This is a genomic window from Brevundimonas sp. (genome assembly GCF_029946145.1).
Lineage (GTDB): Bacteria > Pseudomonadota > Alphaproteobacteria > Caulobacterales > Caulobacteraceae > Brevundimonas.
Genome location: NZ_JAQSDY010000029.1, coordinates 85030 through 102753 on the forward strand (window position 1 = coordinate 85030; position 17724 = coordinate 102753).

A 17724-nucleotide genomic window follows, 5' to 3' on the forward strand; every position below is an offset into this window, starting at 1 on the left:
CGCGGATTTGTGAGCGTTAACCGACATTTCGCCAGCCAAACCGCCCTCGGGGCTTTTTCCTCCGGCGGGCGGAGTCTAGGGTGGGGTTGCATCCCGTGCCCGGATGCACCCGTATGGGCCTTGTGAAGGCTGAACAGGGCGGGGGGCCTGCCGATGATAAAGTCCGAGCTGATCGAAAAGCTCGCTGCCGAGAACACCCATCTGACCCATGCCGAGGTCGAACGGGTGGTCAATATCGTGCTCGGCCAGATGGTTGATTCTCTGGGCGAGGGCGGACGCGTGGAGCTTCGCGGCTTCGGCGCCTTCTCCGTCCGGGCCCGACCGGCGCGGGCGGGACGCAATCCCCGCACCGGCGAGACCGTCGACGTGCCGGCCAAGGCCGTGCCCTTCTTCAAGAGCGGCAAGGAACTGCGCGAGCGGCTGAACGCCGGCGACGCCTGATCCGGAGATCGCCGATGGGCCTCGTTACCGAGTTCAAGGAGTTTATCGCCCGGGGCAATGTCGTTGACCTTGCCGTGGGCGTCATCATAGGCGCGTCGTTCGGCAAGATCGTCACCAGCCTGGTCGAACAGGTGGTGATGCCGCCGATCGGCCTGCTGCTGGGCAGGGTCGATTTCGCCAATCTGAAATGGGTGCTGGCCCCCGAGGACCTTTCCACCGAGGCGGTCGAGGAGGTGGCGATCCAGTATGGCGCCTTCATCAACACCCTGATCCAGTTCGCCATCGTGGCCTTTGTGGTGTTTCTGCTGGTCCGGGGGATCAACCGGATGCGCCGTGAGCGGGCGGCCGAGCCGGAAGCGGTCCCCGCGCCGACACAGACAGAAGCCCTGCTGACCGAGATCCGCGACGAGCTGAAGGCGCGGCCCAGGGCCTGATTTCCCCCTCATGACGGTGAACGGGATTCTCTGTTTGACTCTGGCGGCTGCCGGAACAAATAGTGAACAATTGGATTTTCCGGACTCTCATGAACCCCGCGCCCCTGTCATCCCCCGGCGTTTTTCCCGAGCGCCCCGCCCCGCTGGAAGAGGCCTGCGCGGCGGGTCCGCGGGATGGGGCGGCCCTGATGTCGTTCGCCCTGTCGCGACGGCTGGAAGGAGACACCCGGCCCGTGCTGATGACGGCGACCCGAGCGTGGCTGGGCGAAAATGGCCGACCCTACGGTCCCGGCCTGGGGGACGCGTCCTTCATCCTGGCCCCTGTGAACACGGCGACCGAAGCCTTGTGGACGCTGGAGCAGGCGTTGCGGTCGGGGGCGGTTTCCCTGGCCTTGGGCGCGGTGGATGCGGCGACCCTGACCCAGACCCGGCGGCTGGATTTCGCCGCCAAACAGGGCGGGTGCGTGGGGCTGGTGCTGCCGCGCGGACTGGACGGGCTCAGCGCGGCGCGGCGGCGCTGGCGGATATCGACCATGGCCAGCGCCGTCGATCCCGACGACGCCCGGGCTCCCGGCCCGGCGCGGCTGTCCGCCGAACTGGTGCGAGGGCGGGGCGAACGGCCCGGAGCGTGGATGCTGGAGCAGGATGATGAGACGCATCGTCTCCGTCTGGCTGATCGACTGGCCGATAGCGGTCTGGCGGCGATCGGCCATGCGGGCGCGCCGTCCGGCCTCGCCGCCTGACCTCGCCCTCGATCCGAAAAACCCGTTCGCCCTGATCCGGAAGAGCACTCGGGGCGCGGCGATCCTGCACGCCCTGAATCCGCCGGCGCGGGCGGCGGGGCTGCGGCGCGGCCAGACCCAGGCCGACGCCCTGGCCATGATCCCGCACCTGATCTGCAAGCCCGCCGATCCCGAGGCCGACGCCCGGGCGCTGACGGCGCTGGCTGTCTGGGCCGAACGATGGTCGCCTTCGGTCAGCGTCGATCCCGCGGGAGAGGGGCTGGAAGGCCTGTTCCTCGATCTCACCGGCGCGGCCCACCTGTTCGGCGGCGAGATGGCCCTGCTGGCGCAGATCCGGGATCGGCTGGCCGAGGCCGGGGCGCGGGCGCGCGTCGCCATGGCTCCCACGCCCGGCGCGGCCTGGGCGCTGGCGCGCTGGGGCGAGGCCGGGGATGAGGGTTGTATCGCCGACGACGAGACGGTGCGGACGCTGCTGGCGGCCCTGCCGGTAGAGGCCCTGCGCATCGACGACCGCACCCTGACCCAGGCGCGGCGGTTCGGCCTGAAGCGGATTGGCGACCTCTATCCCATGCCGCGCGCGGGGCTGGCGCGGCGCTTCCGCGACGGGGACGGGGTGGGGCTGGTGCAGCGGCTGGATCAGGCGCTGGGCTTCGCCGGCGAGGGTCTGACCCCGGTCCGGCCGCCGCCGAAATACCGCGCATGGCAGGCATGGATGGAGCCGGTCGGCGATACCGAGGGGGTGGAGGCGCGGCTGACGGAACTGGCCGCCGACCTGTCCGCGCCGTTGGTGCGCGACGGGCAGGGGGCGAAGGCGCTGACCCTGACGGGCTTCCGATCGGATGGCCGGACCACCAGCCTGTCGGTGCGCATGGGCCGGCCAGGACAGGACCCGGGAACCTGGCTGCGGCTGTTCCGCGAGGCGGGGCTCGGGCGGCTGGAGTTGGGGTTCGGCCTCGACGCCCTGATGCTGACCGCTGACGGCGTCGAGACCATGACGGCGCGGCAGGGAACGCTGGAAGGCGAGGCAGGGGCGAAACAGGCCGAGAATCTGGCGGCGCTGATCGACCGCCTGACCGCACGACTGGGGGAGGACCGGGTGCTGACGCCCGAGCCCGGCGACAGCTGGCTGCCCGAGCGCGCCGAAAGCTGGCGGCCGGCGCTGGGGCGGCCGCCCCTTGCGACGGATGGCGATGGGCGCCGTCCCATCCTGCTGCTGGACCCGCCCGAGCCGGTCGAGGCCCTGGCCGAACTGCCCGACGGCGCGCCGGTGCGCTTCACCTGGCGGCGGTTGTCGCGGCGCGTGACCCGCTCTGACGGGCCCGAGCGCCTGTCGCCAGAATGGTGGCGCCCCCGCCCCGACGACCGGCAGGTGCGCACACGCGACTACTACCGTGTCGAGGACGACGCGGGCGGGCGATACTGGCTGTTCCGCGAAGGTCTCTACGGCCGGGAGTTTTCCGGCACGCCGGAAGAACGCGCCCCGTCGTGGTGGATGCACGGGATGCTGCGGTGACTGGCCCGGGCTCTGGCTGGGACGGCCGGTACGCCGAACTGGGGGCGATGACGAATTTCAGCTTTCTGGAGGGGGCGTCGCATCCGGGCGAAATCGCGATGCAGGCGAAGACCATGGGGCTGGCCGCCATTGGCGTGGCCGACCGTAACACCCTGGCCGGCATGGTGCGGGCGCTGATGGGGGCGGAGGTGGTCGACATTCCTCTGGTCGTCGGATCGCGGCTGGGTTTCACCGACGGGACCGAGCTGATCGTCTTCCCGCGCGACCGTGCCGCCTATGGCCGGCTGTGCCGGCTGCTGTCGCTGGGCAAGAGCGAGGCTGTACCCCAGCCCGGGGCCGACCCGGACGCCGATCGCATTGAAAAGGCCGAGACGCGGCTGACCTTTGAACAGGCGGCCGGGCTGGGCGAAGGCATGATCGCCCTCGCCCCCGCGCCGGAACAGCCCGATGCGGCGTTCGAAGCCCGGCTGGCGGCATGGCGCAAGGCCTGGCCCGACGCCCTGTATCTGGCGGCGGCGCCCCTGTGGCGCGGCGACGACCGCAAACGGTTGAACCGGCTGGCGGCGATGGCGCATCGCACCAGCGCGCCGATGATCGCGACCAATGCGGCGCTGTATCACCACCCCGACCGGCGGATGCTGCAGGACGTCCTGACCTGCATCCGGGAGGGGACGACCATCGACAAGGCCGGCCGGCGGCTGCAGGCCAACGCCGAGCGCCATCTGAAGCCGCCGGCCCAGATGGCCCGGCTGTTCCGCGGCCACGAAGCGGCGCTGGCGCGGACGATGGATGTGGCGCGGGCCTGCACCTTCAGCCTGCGCGAACTCAGCTACCAGTATCCGGATGAACCGGTCCCGGCGGGCTATTCCCCGCAAGGCTGGCTGGCCCGGCTGACGCTGAAGGGCGCCCGGTCGCGGTGGCCGGAAGGGACGCCGAAAGCCATTCGAGCCATCATCCTGAAGGAGCTCCGGCTGGTCCGGGAGCTGGACTACGCCCCCTATTTCCTGACCGTTCACGACATCGTCGCATGGGCGCGGTCCCGGCCCGATCCGATCCTGTGCCAGGGCCGGGGGTCTGCCGCGAACTCGGTAATCTGCTTCTGTCTGGGGATCACCAATGTCGATCCCACCCGGCAGGAGGTTTTGATCGAGCGGTTCATCTCCTCGAACCGGTCCGAGCCGCCCGACATCGACGTCGATTTCGAGCACGAGCGGCGCGAACAGGTGATGCAATACGTCTACGAGCGCTATGGCCGGGACCGGGCGGGGATCGTGGCGACCATCATCCACTACCGGCCCCGCTCGGCCATCCGGGATGTGGGCAAGGCGCTGGGCCTGACCGAGGACGTCACGGCCCGCATGGCCGACACCGTCTGGGGGTCATGGGGATCCGGGGTGAAGGACGATCATGTCGACCGCGCCGGGTTGAGCCGCGACGACGTGCGCCTGCGTCTGGCCCTGGACCTGACCGCCGAACTGATCAAATTTCCTCGTCACCTCAGCCAGCATGTCGGCGGTTTCGTGCTGAGCCAGGCGCCGCTGATCGAGATCGTGCCCATCGGCAATGCGGCGATGCCGGATCGAACCTTCATCGAATGGGACAAGGATGACATCGACTTCCTCAAGCTGATGAAGGTCGATGTGCTGGCGTTGGGCATGTTGACGGCGATGAAGCGCGCGTTCCGCATGATCGGGGAGTCCTACGGGCGACCACTGCCGGATACCGCCGCCGTCCCGGCCGAGCGACGCGGGGTTTACCGGATGCTGTGCAAGGCGGACTCGCTGGGCGTCTTCCAGGTCGAGAGCCGGGCGCAGATGTCGATGCTGCCGCGTCTGCGGCCGGTGGAGTTCTATGATCTGGTGGTGCAGGTCGCCATCGTCCGGCCGGGCCCGATCCAGGGCAAGATGGTCCATCCCTATCTGCAGCGGCGGAAGGAGCGGCGGGACCATGAGGCGGTGCACGGCCCCGGCAGCTATCGCTTCTCCATGCCGGGGTCGGCGAAGGATCCGGACGAACTGGCCAATGTGCTGCGCAAGACCCTGGGCGTGCCGCTGTTCCAGGAACAGGCGATGAAGATCGCCATGGTCGCGGCCGAGTTCACCGGGGTGGAGGCCAACGGCCTGCGCCGGGCCATGGCCACCTTCCGCCACAACGGCACCATCGGAAACTACGAGGACCTGATGGTCGGGCGGATGATCGCGCGCGGCTATGACGCCGATTTCGCACAGAATTGCTTCAACCAGATCAAGGGGTTCGGCGAGTACGGCTTCCCCGAGAGCCACGCCTGTTCCTTCGCCCATCTGGTCTATGTCTCGGCCTGGGTGAAGTGGCTGTATCCCGATGTGTTCGCCGCCTGTCTGCTGAATAGCCAGCCGATGGGGTTCTACGCTCCGGCCCAGCTCGTCAGGGACGCGCGCGAACATGGGGTGGAGGTGCGGCATCCGGACGTGAACGCCAGCGACTGGGACGCTGCCCTGGAGACGCGACCGCGTCGTCGACGGCGGGCCCTGAGGCTGGGCATGCGCTCCATCGACGGGTTCAGGAAGGTCTGGGCCGAAGCGATCATGGAGGCGCGGAAGGCGGGCCCCTTCTCCGATCTTGACGACCTGCGCCGCCGCGCCGCCCTGCCGCCCTCGGCGCTGGACCGGCTGGCCGAGGCGGACGCCTGTGGCTCGCTGGACCTGACGCGCCGGCAGGGGGTGTGGGCGGCCAAGGGCGCGGCGCCGGCGTCATCGGCGCCCCTGTTCGAGGCCATGGGGCTGAACGAGGCCGATGGCCGCCCGCCCGCTGCCCTGCCGGTTCTGGCGCCGTCCGAGGAGGTGGTCGGCGACTACCAGACCCTCCGCCTGTCGCTGAAAGGCCATCCGGTCAGCTTCCTGCGCGAGCGGCTGACGCGGGCGGGGGCGCTGACGGCGCAGGACTATCCTGCCCGCCCCAACGGTCGAACCGTCGTGGTCGGCGGCGTGGTGCTGGTGCGCCAGCGGCCCGGCACGGCCAAGGGCGTTTGCTTCATGACCATTGAGGACGAGACCGGTGTCGCCAATCTGGTCCTGTGGCCCGACGTATTCGAGCGCTTGAGGCCGGTGGCGATGGGCGCGCGGATGGTGCTGGCCCGGGGCAAGGTCCAGACGGCCGAGGGCGTGACCCATCTGGTCGTCGATCATCTGGAGGACTGGACGCCGATGCTGGGGGATCTGACGCCCGACTCCGCGCCGGGTTCAGGTCATGCGCCGGGGCGGGGGCGACATCCGCGGGACGTGCGGGTGCTGCCGGGGTCGCGGGATTTTCACTAGGTGCGATCGACATTCATTCTGCGGAGCGCTCACAATGCGTGCGCCAACCGGCCAGGGTTTCCCGGAAATTGCGACGCGATTGCCCGGGATGACATCACAGATGGACTGACGATGAGGGCCCTGCCGGCGGCAAGGCGGTGTCGTGCCGGGAAGCTCACGCATTGCAGAGCAGGCAGACCGCCTCCAGCCCGGAACGGACGATGAGTGCGCGAGAGGCTTGCCCCATAAATCAATTTCACAACGCGGCCCGGAGAGCTTCCGCCCCCGGTTCCTGTTGACCTGCTTCCAGCGCGGCCCTGGGCACTGTCATCCGACAGATCAGTCCTTCGGGTCGAAAGTCCATGGCCACGTCTGCCCGAAGGGACCTTGCAACGACCTTTTTGATAAGACGCGTGCCGAAGCCCTGGCGCGCCGGTGGTTTCACAGGCGGCCCTCCAGATTCCCGCCACTGGATGACAAGCAGGCCCTTGTCTCCTTCACCCTCGAGGGCGAACGTCACGGCGACGCGTCCATAGGCATGGCTCAGCGCACCATATTTCGCCGAGTTTGTCGCAAGTTCGTGGACGGCCAGCGCCAGGAGTTGAGCCGCCTTTGGCCCCACAGGAACCGGCGGGCCCTCTATCACCACGTTCGCTCCGTCCGGGGTTTGGTATTGCATCAGCTCAGCCAGAAAAAGCTCGTTCAGGCTGGTGCTCTGCGGCTCGCCAAATCGCAGGGCGCTCTGGGTGGCGGCCAGGGCCTTCAACCGTCCGGTGAGCGACTCCTTGAACTCTTCCACGCTCACCGCGCTCGCGGCGCTGATCGCCACAATGGAATTGACGACCGACAGCAGGTTCCTCATCCGATGATGCAGTTCGCGCGCGGCCGCCTCACGCAGTTCTTCCAACTCCTTGCGTTCAGTGATGTCCCTGAGCACGACGGTCAGGATTTTTCTGCCATCGATCATCTGGCGCGATACCGTCGCCTCCGCCGGGAACACGTCCCCGTTCTTGCGCCGGCCCCGGACTTCCCGGCGGTGGCCCATGAGTCGGTTCGCGGCGCCGTTCCCCAAGGCAAAGTCGCGCACGTGCTGGACGTGCTCGAGGCGATCGCTCTGCGGAAGCAGCATTTCAACACGCTGGCGGATCACTTCGCTTGCGCTATAGCCGAAGGCCTGCTCGGCCGCCTGGTTGAAAACCATAATGCTTCCGGCTTCATCCGTGCAGATCACTGAATCCGCGACAAGCGCCAGAACGTCGACGGTCAGAGCAGGGTGAAGCCCTGGCGGCGTCAAACTTGCCGGGTCCTGCATCCTCCGCCCCCGGAATCGGTCATCTTCCGCACACGGTAGCGGATTGCGTTAGCAGAGTCGATTTTCACGCCAGCGTTGAGTCCGTTCGCCCCTCCAAGGGAGGACAGTTGGCGCGATGCTCGTCGACGCCCAGTCTCGGGCGCGCAGGTTACCCCTTGCGCTGGTGCCGCCACTTCCACACGCGATACCCCACGATCGGCGCGAAGCCGCAGGCCAGCGCCGCGATCAGCACCGTCCAGAAGCCGCCGCCCAGGCCGTATTCGCCGACCGCCGCCCCGACCGCGGCCGCGAGAAGCGGACCGAGCCAGGGCAGCCACGCCGGCGGCTTAGGCATCCACCTTGATGACGCCGCGCCGGATCTGGTCCAGCTCGATGGAGTCGAACAGGGCCTGGAAATTACCCTCGCCGAACGCCTGGTTGCCCTTGCGCTGGATGATCTCGAAGAAGATCGGCCCGAAGGTGTCCTGGGTGAAGATTTGCAGCAGCAGGCCTTCCTCGTCGGAGCCGTCGATCAGGATGCGGTTCAGACGCATGCGGGCGACGTCCTCGCCGTGGCCGGGCAAGCGTTTGTCGATCAGTTCGAAATAGGTCTCGATCGTATCCTGGAAGGGAATGCCGCGGCGCCTCAGCTCTTCCACCGTCTCGAAGATGTCGTCGGTAGCCAGGGCGATGTGCTGGATGCCCTCGCCGTTGTAGCGGCGCAGGAACTCCTCGATCTGGGAGTTGTCGTCCTGGCTCTCGTTCAGGGGAATGCGGATGGCGCGGTCGGGCGCGATCATGGCCTGGGAGAACAGGCCGGTCGCCTTGCCCTTGATGTCGAAATATTTCTGCTCCTCGAAGGCGAAGATGTCGCCGTAGAAGCCGGACCAGGTGCGCATCTGGCCGCGCCGCACGTTATGGGTCAGGTGGTCGAGCATGAACAGGCCGACGTTGTTCTTGCGCTCGGCCTCTTCCCAGCCTTCGATCTCGTCCCAGCCGTCATACAGCGAACCGGCGTCGCCATACTGGTCGACGAGGTACAACAGCGAACCGCCGATGCCTTGCAGGATGTAGGGATAGCCGCCGCCCAGGGCGCCGCCGTCATGACCCTCTGCCGGACGCCCGCCGCGCGACACTGCGCCTTCGAAGGCGGCCTTCGCATTGGCCACCCGGAAGGCCATGCCGTTGGCCGAGGGGCCGTGCTCGGTGGCGAACTCGCCAGCCTGACCCCTGGGCGAGCGGTTGACCAACAGGGTGATGTCGCCCTGTTTCAGCCGGACCACGTCATTGGCCGGGTTCACGTGGGTCCGGGTGAAGCCCATCAACTCGAGGCGGGCGACCATGGCCGCGGGATCCGGCCCGGTAAACTCCACGAACTCGAAGCCGTCGACGCCGAGCGGGTTTTCCGTGTCGAGGCGGGCGGCCGCGTCGGTTTGGGGCGCGTCATGCATGGGGCGTCTCCTGAGGGCGTCGCGACGTTGATCGCCGCTTTCGGGGCGGAACCTAGTGATCGGCGGCGGCCAAGCCAAGGCGACGCCGGTCACATGTCAGTGGGCGCGTTCTCCTCCCTCATGAAGGGGAGGGATAAAGGGTGATCAGGGCCGGCCGACCACCGCATCGACCGAGCCCGTCGTCACCGGGTGATAGCCGGGCCGGGCCTGGGCGTAGATGCGCCGTGCGATGGGACGGCCCCAGTCGCCCTCGGCCCACAGGCTGGTGAACAGCGGCAGGACGAATTTGCGCCGGCCCATGGTGGTCAGGAAGCGCTCGAGGGTCGGGACGGCGGGCTGATAGCGGTGCTGGACCGCGATCTGCAGCCAGGCGAACAAGACCTCGGCATTGCCTTCCTCGCGCAGGTTCAGGGACGATTCCAGATCGGCCAGCTGGGCGGCGGTCAGCCAGTCCGCGCTGTCGCGCCCGCCGTCGGGCCGCCAGGCCAGGAAGCGCTGGCGCTCCTGCGTCGACCAGCCGGCCCAGGGGATGGCCGATGCGGGACCCTTGTCGGCGAAGAAGGCGCGGGCGGCGGCGTCGACGGGGACGAAGGCGCTGGACGCCGGGGGCTGCCAATTCGACGGCATGGCGGGCTGATAGATCCAGGCGTCCATCATCAGCTGACGCTCCAGTCCGGCGTCGCCCGCCACCAGATGGGTGCGGATGTCCTGCAGGAACAGTTCGGTGGTCATGGGACGGAAGGCATTGCGTTCGAAATAGCCCTTCAGCCAGGTGTCGAACCGCTCGCGCCCGACGATGCGTTCGATGGTGAACAGGAAGGCGGCGCCCTTCTCATAGGCGACGTCGGTCAGGCCCTCGTCGGGATCGCGTCCCTCGAGGTCGAGATGCAGGCGGGTGTCAGCCGGCGGCAGCCCCGCCATCTCGCTCTGGAGGTCGCCCCAGCCGAGCGCGCGCAGCATCAGGGCGCGGTCCTGACCATAGAGGGCCTCCATGATGCGGTTCTCGAAATAGACGGTGAATCCCTCGTTGAGCCACATGTCGTTCCAGGTGGCGTTGGTGACGAGGTTGCCCGACCAGCTGTGCGCCAGCTCATGCGCCACCAGCGAGACCAGCGACCGGTCGCCGGCGATAATGGTCGGGGTGGCGAAGGTCAGGCGCGGGTTTTCCATCCCGCCGAACGGGAAGGAGGGCGGCAGGACCAGCAGGTCGTAGCGGCCCCAGCGATAGGGGCCGTACAGCCGCTCGGCCGCATCGACCATGTCAGCGGTTGGCATCAGTTCGGCGCGGGCGGCCCTCAGGCGGGAAGGCTCGGTGAAGACGCCGGTGCGCTCGTCGATGGCGGCGAAGGCCAGGTCGCCCACGCCGATGGCGATCAGGTAGGGCGGGACCGGATTGGTCATGCGGAAGCGCCAGGCCTTCATGCCGGGGCCCGCGTCTTCGCCCTCGGGGGTAAGCTGCTGGGCGCTCATGACCACGCGCAGATCGGCGGGGGCGACGATTCGGGCGTCATAGGTCTGGCGGATGCCGGGGCTATCCTGGGTCGGGACCCAGGTGCGGGTCAGGATCGCCTGACCCTGGCTGAACAGATACGGCTTTTGGCCGCCCGCGGTCTGGGAAGGCGTCAGCCACTGCAGGGCGGCGGCGTCCGGGCGGGTGGAATAGGCGACGACGATGCGGCGCGTCTCGCCCGCGGCCAGGGCCGGGAAGCGGACGGTCAGAGGTTGGCCCTTGATGGCGTCGTTGGCGCCGGTTTCGTATTGCAACGGCGCGCCGGCGGCGTCGGTGACGTTGCGGATGTCGAGGTTTTTGACGTCCAGCACCACTTCGTTGGCGCCGGGGATGCCCTGGATATCCAGCGACGCTGTCCCGGCCAGGGTGCGGGCCTGGAAGTCGGCGGTCAGGTCGAGGGCGAGGTGGCGGACGTGGGCGATCTCGGGCCGCGCCCAGGTGTGGGCGTCACGCGCATACTCGGCGGGCGCGGCGGCCGAGGCGGGCAGGGGCGGCATGTCCGAGCCGGACGAGGGGCCGAAGCCGGGCATCGAGGCGCATCCTCCCAGCGCCGTCGCAAGGGCGAGAGCGGAGACCAGTCCAAGCGTGCGGATCATCGGCAGTCCTTACCAGAAGGCCCGCCGTCCTTGTTCGGGCGATCGGGCCAGGTTCGTTTCCTGCCGGGACAACGCTCCGGCGAACGAAAAAGATCAAGAGGGGGCCGGCGCCGGGGCGAAGTTCCGCGCCTTGAACAGCTGCCCGCGCTCGGCGATCAGAACGCAGACCAGCGCCGTGACCCCAAGGCATACGAAGCCGATGGTCATGGGTGCGGCGGACCCGTTGAACTGCTGGCCGATCAGGAAGCCGAGCGAGGCTCCGACGGTGGTCGAGATGAAGCCCTGGGCCGACGAGGCCGTGCCCGCGATATGGCCCATCGGCTCCATCGCCATCGCGCCGAAATTGCCGGCGATGAAGCCGAAGCAGAACATGGTCAGGGCCTGCAACACCGCGAAGGTCCAGATCGTCTCATGGCCGGTCAGCGCCACCGTCGCATGGATCGCCGACATGGTGATGAAGCCCAGCAGCGCCGTGTGCGAGATCAGCCGCGAACCCAGCCGCTCCACCAGTCGCGCGTTCAGCAGCGAGGCTATCGCGATGCCGCCCGCGACCAGGGCGAACACGACAGTGAACAGCTGCGGCTCGTGGAAGACGTCGAAGAAAATCTGCTGGCTTGAGTTGATGAAGCCGAACAGGGCGCCGGAGATGGCGGTGATGGCGAAGGTGTAGCCGATCGACTGGCGGTCGGTCAGCGCCTGCCGGAAGGCCGAGGCGATACGGCCGACCCGGATCGGCATCCGATCCTCGGGGTGCAGGGTCTCGGGCAGGCGGATGGCGGCCCAGGTCGCGAAGGCGGCTCCGCCGACCGCGAGAACGCCGAACACCCAGGGCCAGGGCGCGACGGTCAGGATCAACTGGCCGAGCGCCGGCGCCAGGATCGGCACGCCGAGGAAGACGAGGAAGCTCAGCGACATGACCCGGGCCATGGTCCGCCCGGAATAGCGGTCGCGCACGATGGAGACCGCCAGCACCCGCAGGGCGGCGGCGCCGACCCCGGTCCCGACGCGCGCGGCGATCAGAAGTTCGAACGTCGGCGAAAAGGCCGCCAGCACGCTGAACAGGACATAGAGCCCCAGGCCGACCATCAGGATGGGCTTGCGGCCGAACCGGTCGGCCAGCGGGCCGTAGATGATCTGGGTCACGCCGAATCCCAGCAGATAGGCGGTGATGACCCATTGACGGCTGTTCTCGGTCGCCACGCCCAGCGCCTCTCCAATGGCCGGCAGGGCGGGCAGCATGGAGTCGATGGCCAGGGCGTTCAGCGCCATCATCATGGCGATCAGGGCCACGAACTCGGGAAAGCCCGGCCCCTTGACGGCGGGCTTGGCGGGTTCGGCGGAGGCGATGATCATCGGGGGCAGATGGGGCCGGGGTGTCCGGGTGCAACCGCCGGAGCAGGAAATAGCCGGGGCGACGCGCGACCCAGGCCTTCAGCGCACTGGCGCGAGAACGGCGTCGGCGATGCGATCGCCCTCGACGGTCCGGCCCGCGGCGCGCCGTTCACTGTAGCGATCGACCAGGTAGTCGGACCGGTCCCGCGTCAGCAGAGTGAATTTCACCAGCTCCTCCATCACGTCGACGACGCGGTCGTAGAAGGCTGAGGGCCTCATCCGTCCCGCCTCGTCGAACTCCTGCCATGCCTTGGCGACAGAGGACTGGTTGGGAATGGTGATCATTCGCATCCAGCGGCCGAGCAAACGCAGGCCGTTGACGGCGTTGAACGACTGCGACCCGCCCGAGACCTGCATCACCGCCAGGGTTCTCCCCTGGGTCGGGCGCACGCCGCCACTGTTGAGCGGCAGCCAGTCGATCTGGCTTTTCATTACCCCGGTGACCGCACCGTGGCGTTCGGGGCTGCACCAGACCTGGCCTTCGGACCAGAGCGAGAGCGCCCGGAGCTCCTGGACCTTGGGATGGTCGGGACCGCCGTCGTCAGGCAGGGGCAGGCCGCGCGGGTCGAAGATGCGGGTCTCGCAGCCGAGTTGTTCCAGAATGCGGGCGGCCTCTTCGGTCGCGAAGCGGCTGTACGACCGCTCACGCAAAGAGCCGTACAGCAACAGGATCCGCGGCGGATGCTGAGACCGGCGCCCGGGCTCCAGCCGCGATAGATCAGGGGCGTCGAGAAATCGGGCGTCGAGTGCGGGTTGATCGGTCATTCATTTCTGATATTCTGGAAATATGGAAATGACAATCGCCGTCGAGAGCCTGTCCGCCCTCGCCCACGAGGGCCGCCTCAGGGTCTTTCGCCTGCTGGTGTCGGCTGGACCGACGGGCTTGGCCGCCGGTGAGATCGCGCGCCGCCTAGGCACGCCGCCCAATACCCTGTCGGCCAATCTCGCCCTGCTGACTCACGCCGGTCTGGCGCAGTCGCGCCGGGACGGCCGGTCCATCATCTATTCGGCCCGGTTCGACCGGATGGGCGAACTGATGGCCTGGCTCGCCGAGGACTGCTGCGGCGGGGCTCCCGAGGTGTGCGCGCCGCTGGCTGCCGCAGCGGTGCGGTCGCGCTGCCTTCCCCTCGAGGCCTGAACTTATGTCCCTGTTCGAACGCTGGCTCAGCCTCTGGGTCTTTCTCTGCATCGTCGTCGGGATCGGACTTGGCTGGCTGTTCCCCGACGTCTTCGCCCGGATCGCCCGGGCCGAGATCGCACAGGTCAATCTGCCCGTGGCCGGCCTGATCTGGCTGATGATCACCCCCATGTTGCTGCGGGTCGACTTCGCCGCCTTGGGCCAGGTGGGGCGGCATTGGCGCGGGATCGGCGTGACCCTGTTCGTCAACTGGGCGGTCAAGCCGTTCTCGATGGCGCTGCTGGCCTGGCTGTTCATCGCGATGGCGTTCCGGCCCTGGCTGCCCGGCGACCAGATCGACAGCTATATCGCCGGCCTGATCATCCTGGCGGCGGCGCCCTGCACCGCCATGGTCTTCGTCTGGAGCCGCCTGACCGACGGTGAGCCGAATTTCACCCTCAGCCAGGTGGCGCTGAACGACGCCATCATGATCGTCGCCTTCGCCCCGATAGTCGGCCTGCTGCTGGGTCTGGCGGCCATCACCGTGCCGTGGGCGACGCTGCTGATCTCGGTCGGCCTCTACATCATCCTGCCAGTCATCGTGGCCCAGGTCGTGCGGCGGATGGTGTTGACGCGCCAGGGCGAGACGGGGCTCGAGCGGCTCCTGACCCGGCTCGGTCCGGTCTCGATCACCGCCCTGCTGGTCACCCTGCTCCTGCTGTTCGGCTTCCAGGGCGAGCAGATCCTGGCCCAGCCGCTGGTGATCGGCATCCTCGCCATCCCGATCCTGATCCAGGTCTATTTCAACTCCGGCCTCGCCTACTGGCTGAACCGGGCGACCGGCGAGGCCCATTGCGTGGCCGGGCCGTCAGCCCTGATCGGGGCCTCCAACTTCTTCGAACTGGCCGTGGCCGCGGCGATCAGCCTGTTCGGCATCAACTCCGGCGCGGCCCTGGCGACGGTGGTCGGGGTGCTGATCGAGGTGCCGGTGATGCTTTCGGTGGTGTGGATCGTGAATCGCTCGAAGGGCTGGTACGAGGCCGGGCCCGCCGTCCGCCGCAACGCCGAAATGGAGCGCTGAAATGTCCGACGCCTTCCCCGTGACCGTCTTCCACAACCCCGCCTGCGGGACGTCGCGCAACGTGCTGGCGATGGTCGAGGCCTCAGGCTACCAGCCCGAGGTGGTCGAGTATCTGCAGACGGGATGGACCGCCGGCCAGCTGGGCGATCTGTTCCTGGAGGCTGGACTGAGTCCCCGCGAGGCGCTGCGCGAGAAGGAGGCGGTCGCGATCAATCCGGCTCTGCTGGACGCCGCGACGCCGGACGAAGCGATCCTGGCGGCGATGATCGCGCATCCCGTCCTGGTGAACCGCCCCATCGTCCGCACCCCCCGCGGCGCGGCCATGTGCCGGCCGTCCGAAAAAGTCTTCGATCTGCTGGACCGCCGGCCCGACCGCTTCGTCAAGGAAGACGGCGAAGTGGTTGAACTCGGCTAGCGCCCCGCTGGCGCCCCCGCTCGCGCCTTGGCATACTCCCGCAAACGGGGGGGCAGGATGCGTCTTTCGATACTTGTGGCTGCGCTGGCCTTCGGTTGCGCCGCTCCCGCCGCGGCCCAGACCGCGGCTCCGCCGGTTCCGGTTTCGGCCGCCGCTCCAGCGGATGTCGCCACGCCCGAGGCCGTCGTCGCCGCACTCTATGAGGTCATCTCGGGAGACGCCGGCGTGGCCCGCGACTGGAGCCGCTTCCGGTCGCTGTTCCATCCCACCGCCCGGCTGATGCCCTCGGGCATGAACCGCGAGGGTCAGGGCGTCGTCCGCTCGGTCACGCCCGACGAATACATCACCCGCAGCGAGCCGCTGTTGCTGGCTGAAGGGTTCCATGAACGCGAGATCGCGCACCGCTCGGAGCGGTTCGGCCGGATCGTCCATGTCTGGTCCACGTATGAAAGTCTGCACCACCTGTCAGACCCGCAACCCTTTGCCCGAGGGATCAACAGCATCCAGCTGTTCAACGACGGCGCGCGCTGGTGGGTGATCAGCGTCTACTGGCAGGCCGAAACGCCGGCCGCGCCCATACCCGCGGAATATCTGCGGCCAACGGGATGATCTGACGCCGTTCCTGTTCGTGGTGCGGGCGGCCGGGGTCGAACCGGCACTCCTTTCGGAACTGGATTTTGAGCCTCGCGGAATGCGCTACGACATTCCACGAGATCGCCGCCGATTATACGACAAGTCATTGTTACGGGTAGACAATCCGGAATAATGCCTTGCGAGATCGTCGCCTTCTCTACGAGGCGGTTCGCTCTCTCGCTGCACCTAGCGAGCACCTAGGGCTGAACCGGAAACGGAGGTCCGATGTCCAGAATCAAGCTCACCAAGACGCTCGTGGAGGCCGCGTCTCCGCGCGAGCGCGACTATGAATTGCGCGACGCCCTCACCCCCGGCTTCCTCCTCAAGGTCACCCCGGCCGGCGGCAAGGTCTTCATGCTCGCCTACACCAATGTGCAGGGCCGGCGCCGCAAGCCGGCGATCGGCCGGTTCGGAGAACTGACGGTCGAACAGGCGCGCGCCGTCGCGCGCGACTGGCTGGCCGATGTGCGCCGGGGCGAGGACCCGAGCGCCGAGCGCACCCAGGCCCGGCTGGCGCCCGACATGGCTGACCTGTGCGAGCGGTTCATGCGGGAGTACTCCGAGCCGCGGAACCGGGCGAGCACGGTGCGCGGCAACCGGGATCGCATCCGCGCCCACGTCGTCCCGAAACTAGGGGCAATGAAGGTGCAGGACGTCACCCGTCCGCATATCGCCGACCTGATCGGATCCATGCAGGCGACTCCGACGGCGGCCAACCATCTGCTGTCGCTGCTGCGCAAGATGTTCAACCTCGCCGAAGTCTGGGGCTACCGACCGGACGGGTCCAATCCGTGTCGGCATGTGCCGCGCTATCCGCAGAGGTCGCACACACGCTTCATCACCGACGACGAAATGCGCCGGCTGTTCGCCTACATGGATCAGGCCGAGCGGGAGGGGCTGGAGCATCCCTTCATCCTGCTGGCGATCCGGCTCCAGTTCGCCTTCGCCGCGCGCAAGTCGGAGATCCTCGGCCTGCGCTGGGAGTGGATCGACTTCGGCCGCCGAAGGGTGGCCTGGCCCGACAGCAAGACCGGCGGCATGTCCAAGCCGTTGACCGACGAGGCCGCGGCCTTGCTTGAGAAGGCGCCGAGGTTGGCAGGCAGCCCCTATGTGGTCCCGGCCCTGTTCAATCCGAAAGCGCCGATGCCAACCCACACTTACTCTGGTGGCTGGACGCGCATTCTCCAGAGAGCCGGTGTTCGGCACTACGGGACCCACGCCATCCGCCACCGGGCGGCGACCGACATCGCCAACTCCGGCGTGCCGACCAAGATCGGCATGGCGCTGACCGCCCATAAGACGGTGACCATGTTCATGCGCTACGTGCATCCGGAGGACGATGCCATCCGCGCCGCCGCGGACAAGGTCGCGAGCCGTCGACGCGACCTGACGGAAGGCGCGGGCGTCAAGCCGTACGATCTGGCGCCGCTCAGGCGACCGGCGCTGTCCCTGCCGCCGCCGCGCACGGCTCTTGGCGCCTATCGACCGCTGAGACGCGCAGGAAAGTTGCGGGCTGCCCGCAAGCCAGTGGAGGGCCACGCCCATGACTAAGAGTCGTTGGCCCTCGCCGAACCTCGTCGCACGCGCGGTTCTCGTTGACGATCTGGGGCCGGTTGCGTTCGTGACGACGGAGGAGGCCGCGCGATTTCTGGCGCTCAGCCCGCATTCTCTGGAGTGCTACCGCGCCAAGGGGACCGGGCCCGCCTTCTACAAGTTCGGCAAGGCGGTTCGCTATGCGCTCACTGATCTGGAGGCATGGGTCGCTAACTGCCGACACATTCAGACGGCTGGCGGGTTGCAAAGACTCTACTGATCCCTGCCACGGAGGGCTCTTG

17 protein-coding genes are annotated in these 17724 nt (G+C 68.1%); 11 read left to right on the forward strand and 6 right to left on the reverse strand.

All coding sequences use genetic code 11. From position 1 onward, the window contains the following. The first annotated feature begins 153 nt into the window (after positions 1-153). The 5 genes from PSV23_RS16005 to PSV23_RS16025 all read left to right on the forward strand — a co-directional run bounded on the left by PSV23_RS16005 (position 154) and on the right by PSV23_RS16025 (position 6424). A complete protein-coding gene (locus PSV23_RS16005; protein ID WP_056619956.1) occupies positions 154-441 on the forward strand; it encodes an integration host factor subunit beta in 288 nt (95 codons plus the stop codon). A 14-nt stretch (positions 442-455) separates the two neighbouring features. Continuing rightward, entirely contained in the window at positions 456-875 is a 420-nt protein-coding gene (gene mscL / locus PSV23_RS16010) for a large-conductance mechanosensitive channel protein MscL (protein WP_300470978.1), read from the forward strand. An 89-nt stretch (positions 876-964) separates the two neighbouring features. Beyond that, on the forward strand, positions 965-1618 hold the full coding sequence (locus tag PSV23_RS16015; protein WP_300470979.1) for a hypothetical protein: 654 nt from the start codon (positions 965-967) through the stop codon (positions 1616-1618). Beyond that, a complete protein-coding gene (locus PSV23_RS16020; RefSeq protein WP_300470980.1) occupies positions 1524-3131 on the forward strand; it encodes a DNA polymerase Y family protein in 1608 nt (535 codons plus the stop codon). Before PSV23_RS16015 ends, PSV23_RS16020 begins: the two co-directional genes overlap by 95 nt. Continuing rightward, on the forward strand, positions 3128-6424 hold the full coding sequence (locus PSV23_RS16025; RefSeq protein WP_300470981.1) for an error-prone DNA polymerase: 3297 nt from the start codon (positions 3128-3130) through the stop codon (positions 6422-6424). Before PSV23_RS16020 ends, PSV23_RS16025 begins: the two co-directional genes overlap by 4 nt. A 235-nt stretch (positions 6425-6659) precedes the next feature. Here PSV23_RS16025 and PSV23_RS16030 read toward each other — a convergent pair whose 3' ends face one another. From PSV23_RS16030 to arsH, 6 genes are all read right to left on the reverse strand, one after another. Then, complete coding sequence (locus PSV23_RS16030) at positions 6660-7715, reverse strand: PAS domain S-box protein (RefSeq protein ID WP_300470982.1); 1056 nt, start codon at positions 7713-7715, stop codon at positions 6660-6662. 148 nt (positions 7716-7863) lie between these two features. Continuing rightward, complete coding sequence (locus PSV23_RS16035) at positions 7864-8049, reverse strand: hypothetical protein (RefSeq protein ID WP_300470983.1); 186 nt, start codon at positions 8047-8049, stop codon at positions 7864-7866. Next, complete coding sequence (gene hppD, locus PSV23_RS16040; RefSeq protein ID WP_300470984.1) at positions 8042-9145, reverse strand: 4-hydroxyphenylpyruvate dioxygenase; 1104 nt, start codon at positions 9143-9145, stop codon at positions 8042-8044. The genes PSV23_RS16035 and hppD overlap by 8 nt, the downstream gene beginning before the upstream one ends. Before the next feature lie 144 nt (positions 9146-9289). Further along, complete coding sequence (locus PSV23_RS16045) at positions 9290-11251, reverse strand: M1 family metallopeptidase (protein ID WP_300470985.1); 1962 nt, start codon at positions 11249-11251, stop codon at positions 9290-9292. Between the two features lie 93 nt (positions 11252-11344). Beyond that, positions 11345-12604, reverse strand: a complete 1260-nt coding sequence (locus tag PSV23_RS16050) for a multidrug effflux MFS transporter (RefSeq protein WP_300470987.1) — start codon at positions 12602-12604, stop codon at positions 11345-11347. A 78-nt stretch (positions 12605-12682) separates the two neighbouring features. Beyond that, complete coding sequence (arsH, locus tag PSV23_RS16055) at positions 12683-13408, reverse strand: arsenical resistance protein ArsH (RefSeq protein WP_300470989.1); 726 nt, start codon at positions 13406-13408, stop codon at positions 12683-12685. Positions 13409-13430: 22 nt separating this feature from the next. Here arsH and PSV23_RS16060 point away from each other — a divergent pair, with 22 nt between their 5' ends. From PSV23_RS16060 to PSV23_RS16085, 6 genes are all read left to right on the forward strand, one after another. After that, complete coding sequence (locus tag PSV23_RS16060) at positions 13431-13781, forward strand: metalloregulator ArsR/SmtB family transcription factor (RefSeq protein WP_300470991.1); 351 nt, start codon at positions 13431-13433, stop codon at positions 13779-13781. A gap of 4 nt (positions 13782-13785) precedes the next feature. Next, entirely contained in the window at positions 13786-14841 is a 1056-nt protein-coding gene (arsB, locus tag PSV23_RS16065; RefSeq protein ID WP_300470994.1) for an ACR3 family arsenite efflux transporter, read from the forward strand. A gap of 1 nt (position 14842) precedes the next feature. Next, positions 14843-15256 carry an arsenate reductase (glutaredoxin) gene (arsC, locus tag PSV23_RS16070; RefSeq protein WP_300470996.1) on the forward strand — a complete coding sequence of 138 codons (414 nt, stop codon included), beginning with the start codon at positions 14843-14845 and terminating at the stop codon, positions 15254-15256. Between the two features lie 57 nt (positions 15257-15313). After that, positions 15314-15865, forward strand: a complete 552-nt coding sequence (locus PSV23_RS16075) for a hypothetical protein (RefSeq protein ID WP_300471011.1) — start codon at positions 15314-15316, stop codon at positions 15863-15865. A 249-nt stretch (positions 15866-16114) separates the two neighbouring features. Further along, a complete protein-coding gene (locus PSV23_RS16080; RefSeq protein ID WP_300471012.1) occupies positions 16115-17440 on the forward strand; it encodes a site-specific integrase in 1326 nt (441 codons plus the stop codon). After that, entirely contained in the window at positions 17433-17702 is a 270-nt protein-coding gene (locus PSV23_RS16085) for a helix-turn-helix domain-containing protein (RefSeq protein ID WP_300471013.1), read from the forward strand. The genes PSV23_RS16080 and PSV23_RS16085 overlap by 8 nt, the downstream gene beginning before the upstream one ends. Positions 17703-17724 lie beyond the last annotated feature (22 nt).

Bases quoted from the DNA above. Each gene is read 5' to 3' on its own strand.
- PSV23_RS16060 (WP_300470991.1), top strand. From the start codon at position 13,431: ATGGAAATGACAATCGCCGTCGAGAGCCTGTCCGCCCTCGCCCACGAG.
- PSV23_RS16080 (WP_300471012.1), top strand. From the start codon at position 16,115: ATGTCCAGAATCAAGCTCACCAAGACGCTCGTGGAGGCCGCGTCTCCG.
- arsB (WP_300470994.1), top strand. From the start codon at position 13,786: ATGTCCCTGTTCGAACGCTGGCTCAGCCTCTGGGTCTTTCTCTGCATC.
- PSV23_RS16045 (WP_300470985.1), bottom strand. From the start codon at position 11,251: ATGATCCGCACGCTTGGACTGGTCTCCGCTCTCGCCCTTGCGACGGCG.
- PSV23_RS16035 (WP_300470983.1), bottom strand. From the start codon at position 8,049: ATGCCTAAGCCGCCGGCGTGGCTGCCCTGGCTCGGTCCGCTTCTCGCG.
- PSV23_RS16050 (WP_300470987.1), bottom strand. From the start codon at position 12,604: ATGATCATCGCCTCCGCCGAACCCGCCAAGCCCGCCGTCAAGGGGCCG.
- PSV23_RS16005 (WP_056619956.1), top strand. From the start codon at position 154: ATGATAAAGTCCGAGCTGATCGAAAAGCTCGCTGCCGAGAACACCCAT.
- arsC (WP_300470996.1), top strand. From the start codon at position 14,843: ATGTCCGACGCCTTCCCCGTGACCGTCTTCCACAACCCCGCCTGCGGG.
- PSV23_RS16085 (WP_300471013.1), top strand. From the start codon at position 17,433: ATGACTAAGAGTCGTTGGCCCTCGCCGAACCTCGTCGCACGCGCGGTT.
- PSV23_RS16020 (WP_300470980.1), top strand. From the start codon at position 1,524: ATGAGACGCATCGTCTCCGTCTGGCTGATCGACTGGCCGATAGCGGTC.
- hppD (WP_300470984.1), bottom strand. From the start codon at position 9,145: ATGCATGACGCGCCCCAAACCGACGCGGCCGCCCGCCTCGACACGGAA.
- arsH (WP_300470989.1), bottom strand. From the start codon at position 13,408: ATGACCGATCAACCCGCACTCGACGCCCGATTTCTCGACGCCCCTGAT.
- PSV23_RS16030 (WP_300470982.1), bottom strand. From the start codon at position 7,715: ATGCAGGACCCGGCAAGTTTGACGCCGCCAGGGCTTCACCCTGCTCTG.
- mscL (WP_300470978.1), top strand. From the start codon at position 456: ATGGGCCTCGTTACCGAGTTCAAGGAGTTTATCGCCCGGGGCAATGTC.
- PSV23_RS16015 (WP_300470979.1), top strand. From the start codon at position 965: ATGAACCCCGCGCCCCTGTCATCCCCCGGCGTTTTTCCCGAGCGCCCC.
- PSV23_RS16075 (WP_300471011.1), top strand. From the start codon at position 15,314: ATGCGTCTTTCGATACTTGTGGCTGCGCTGGCCTTCGGTTGCGCCGCT.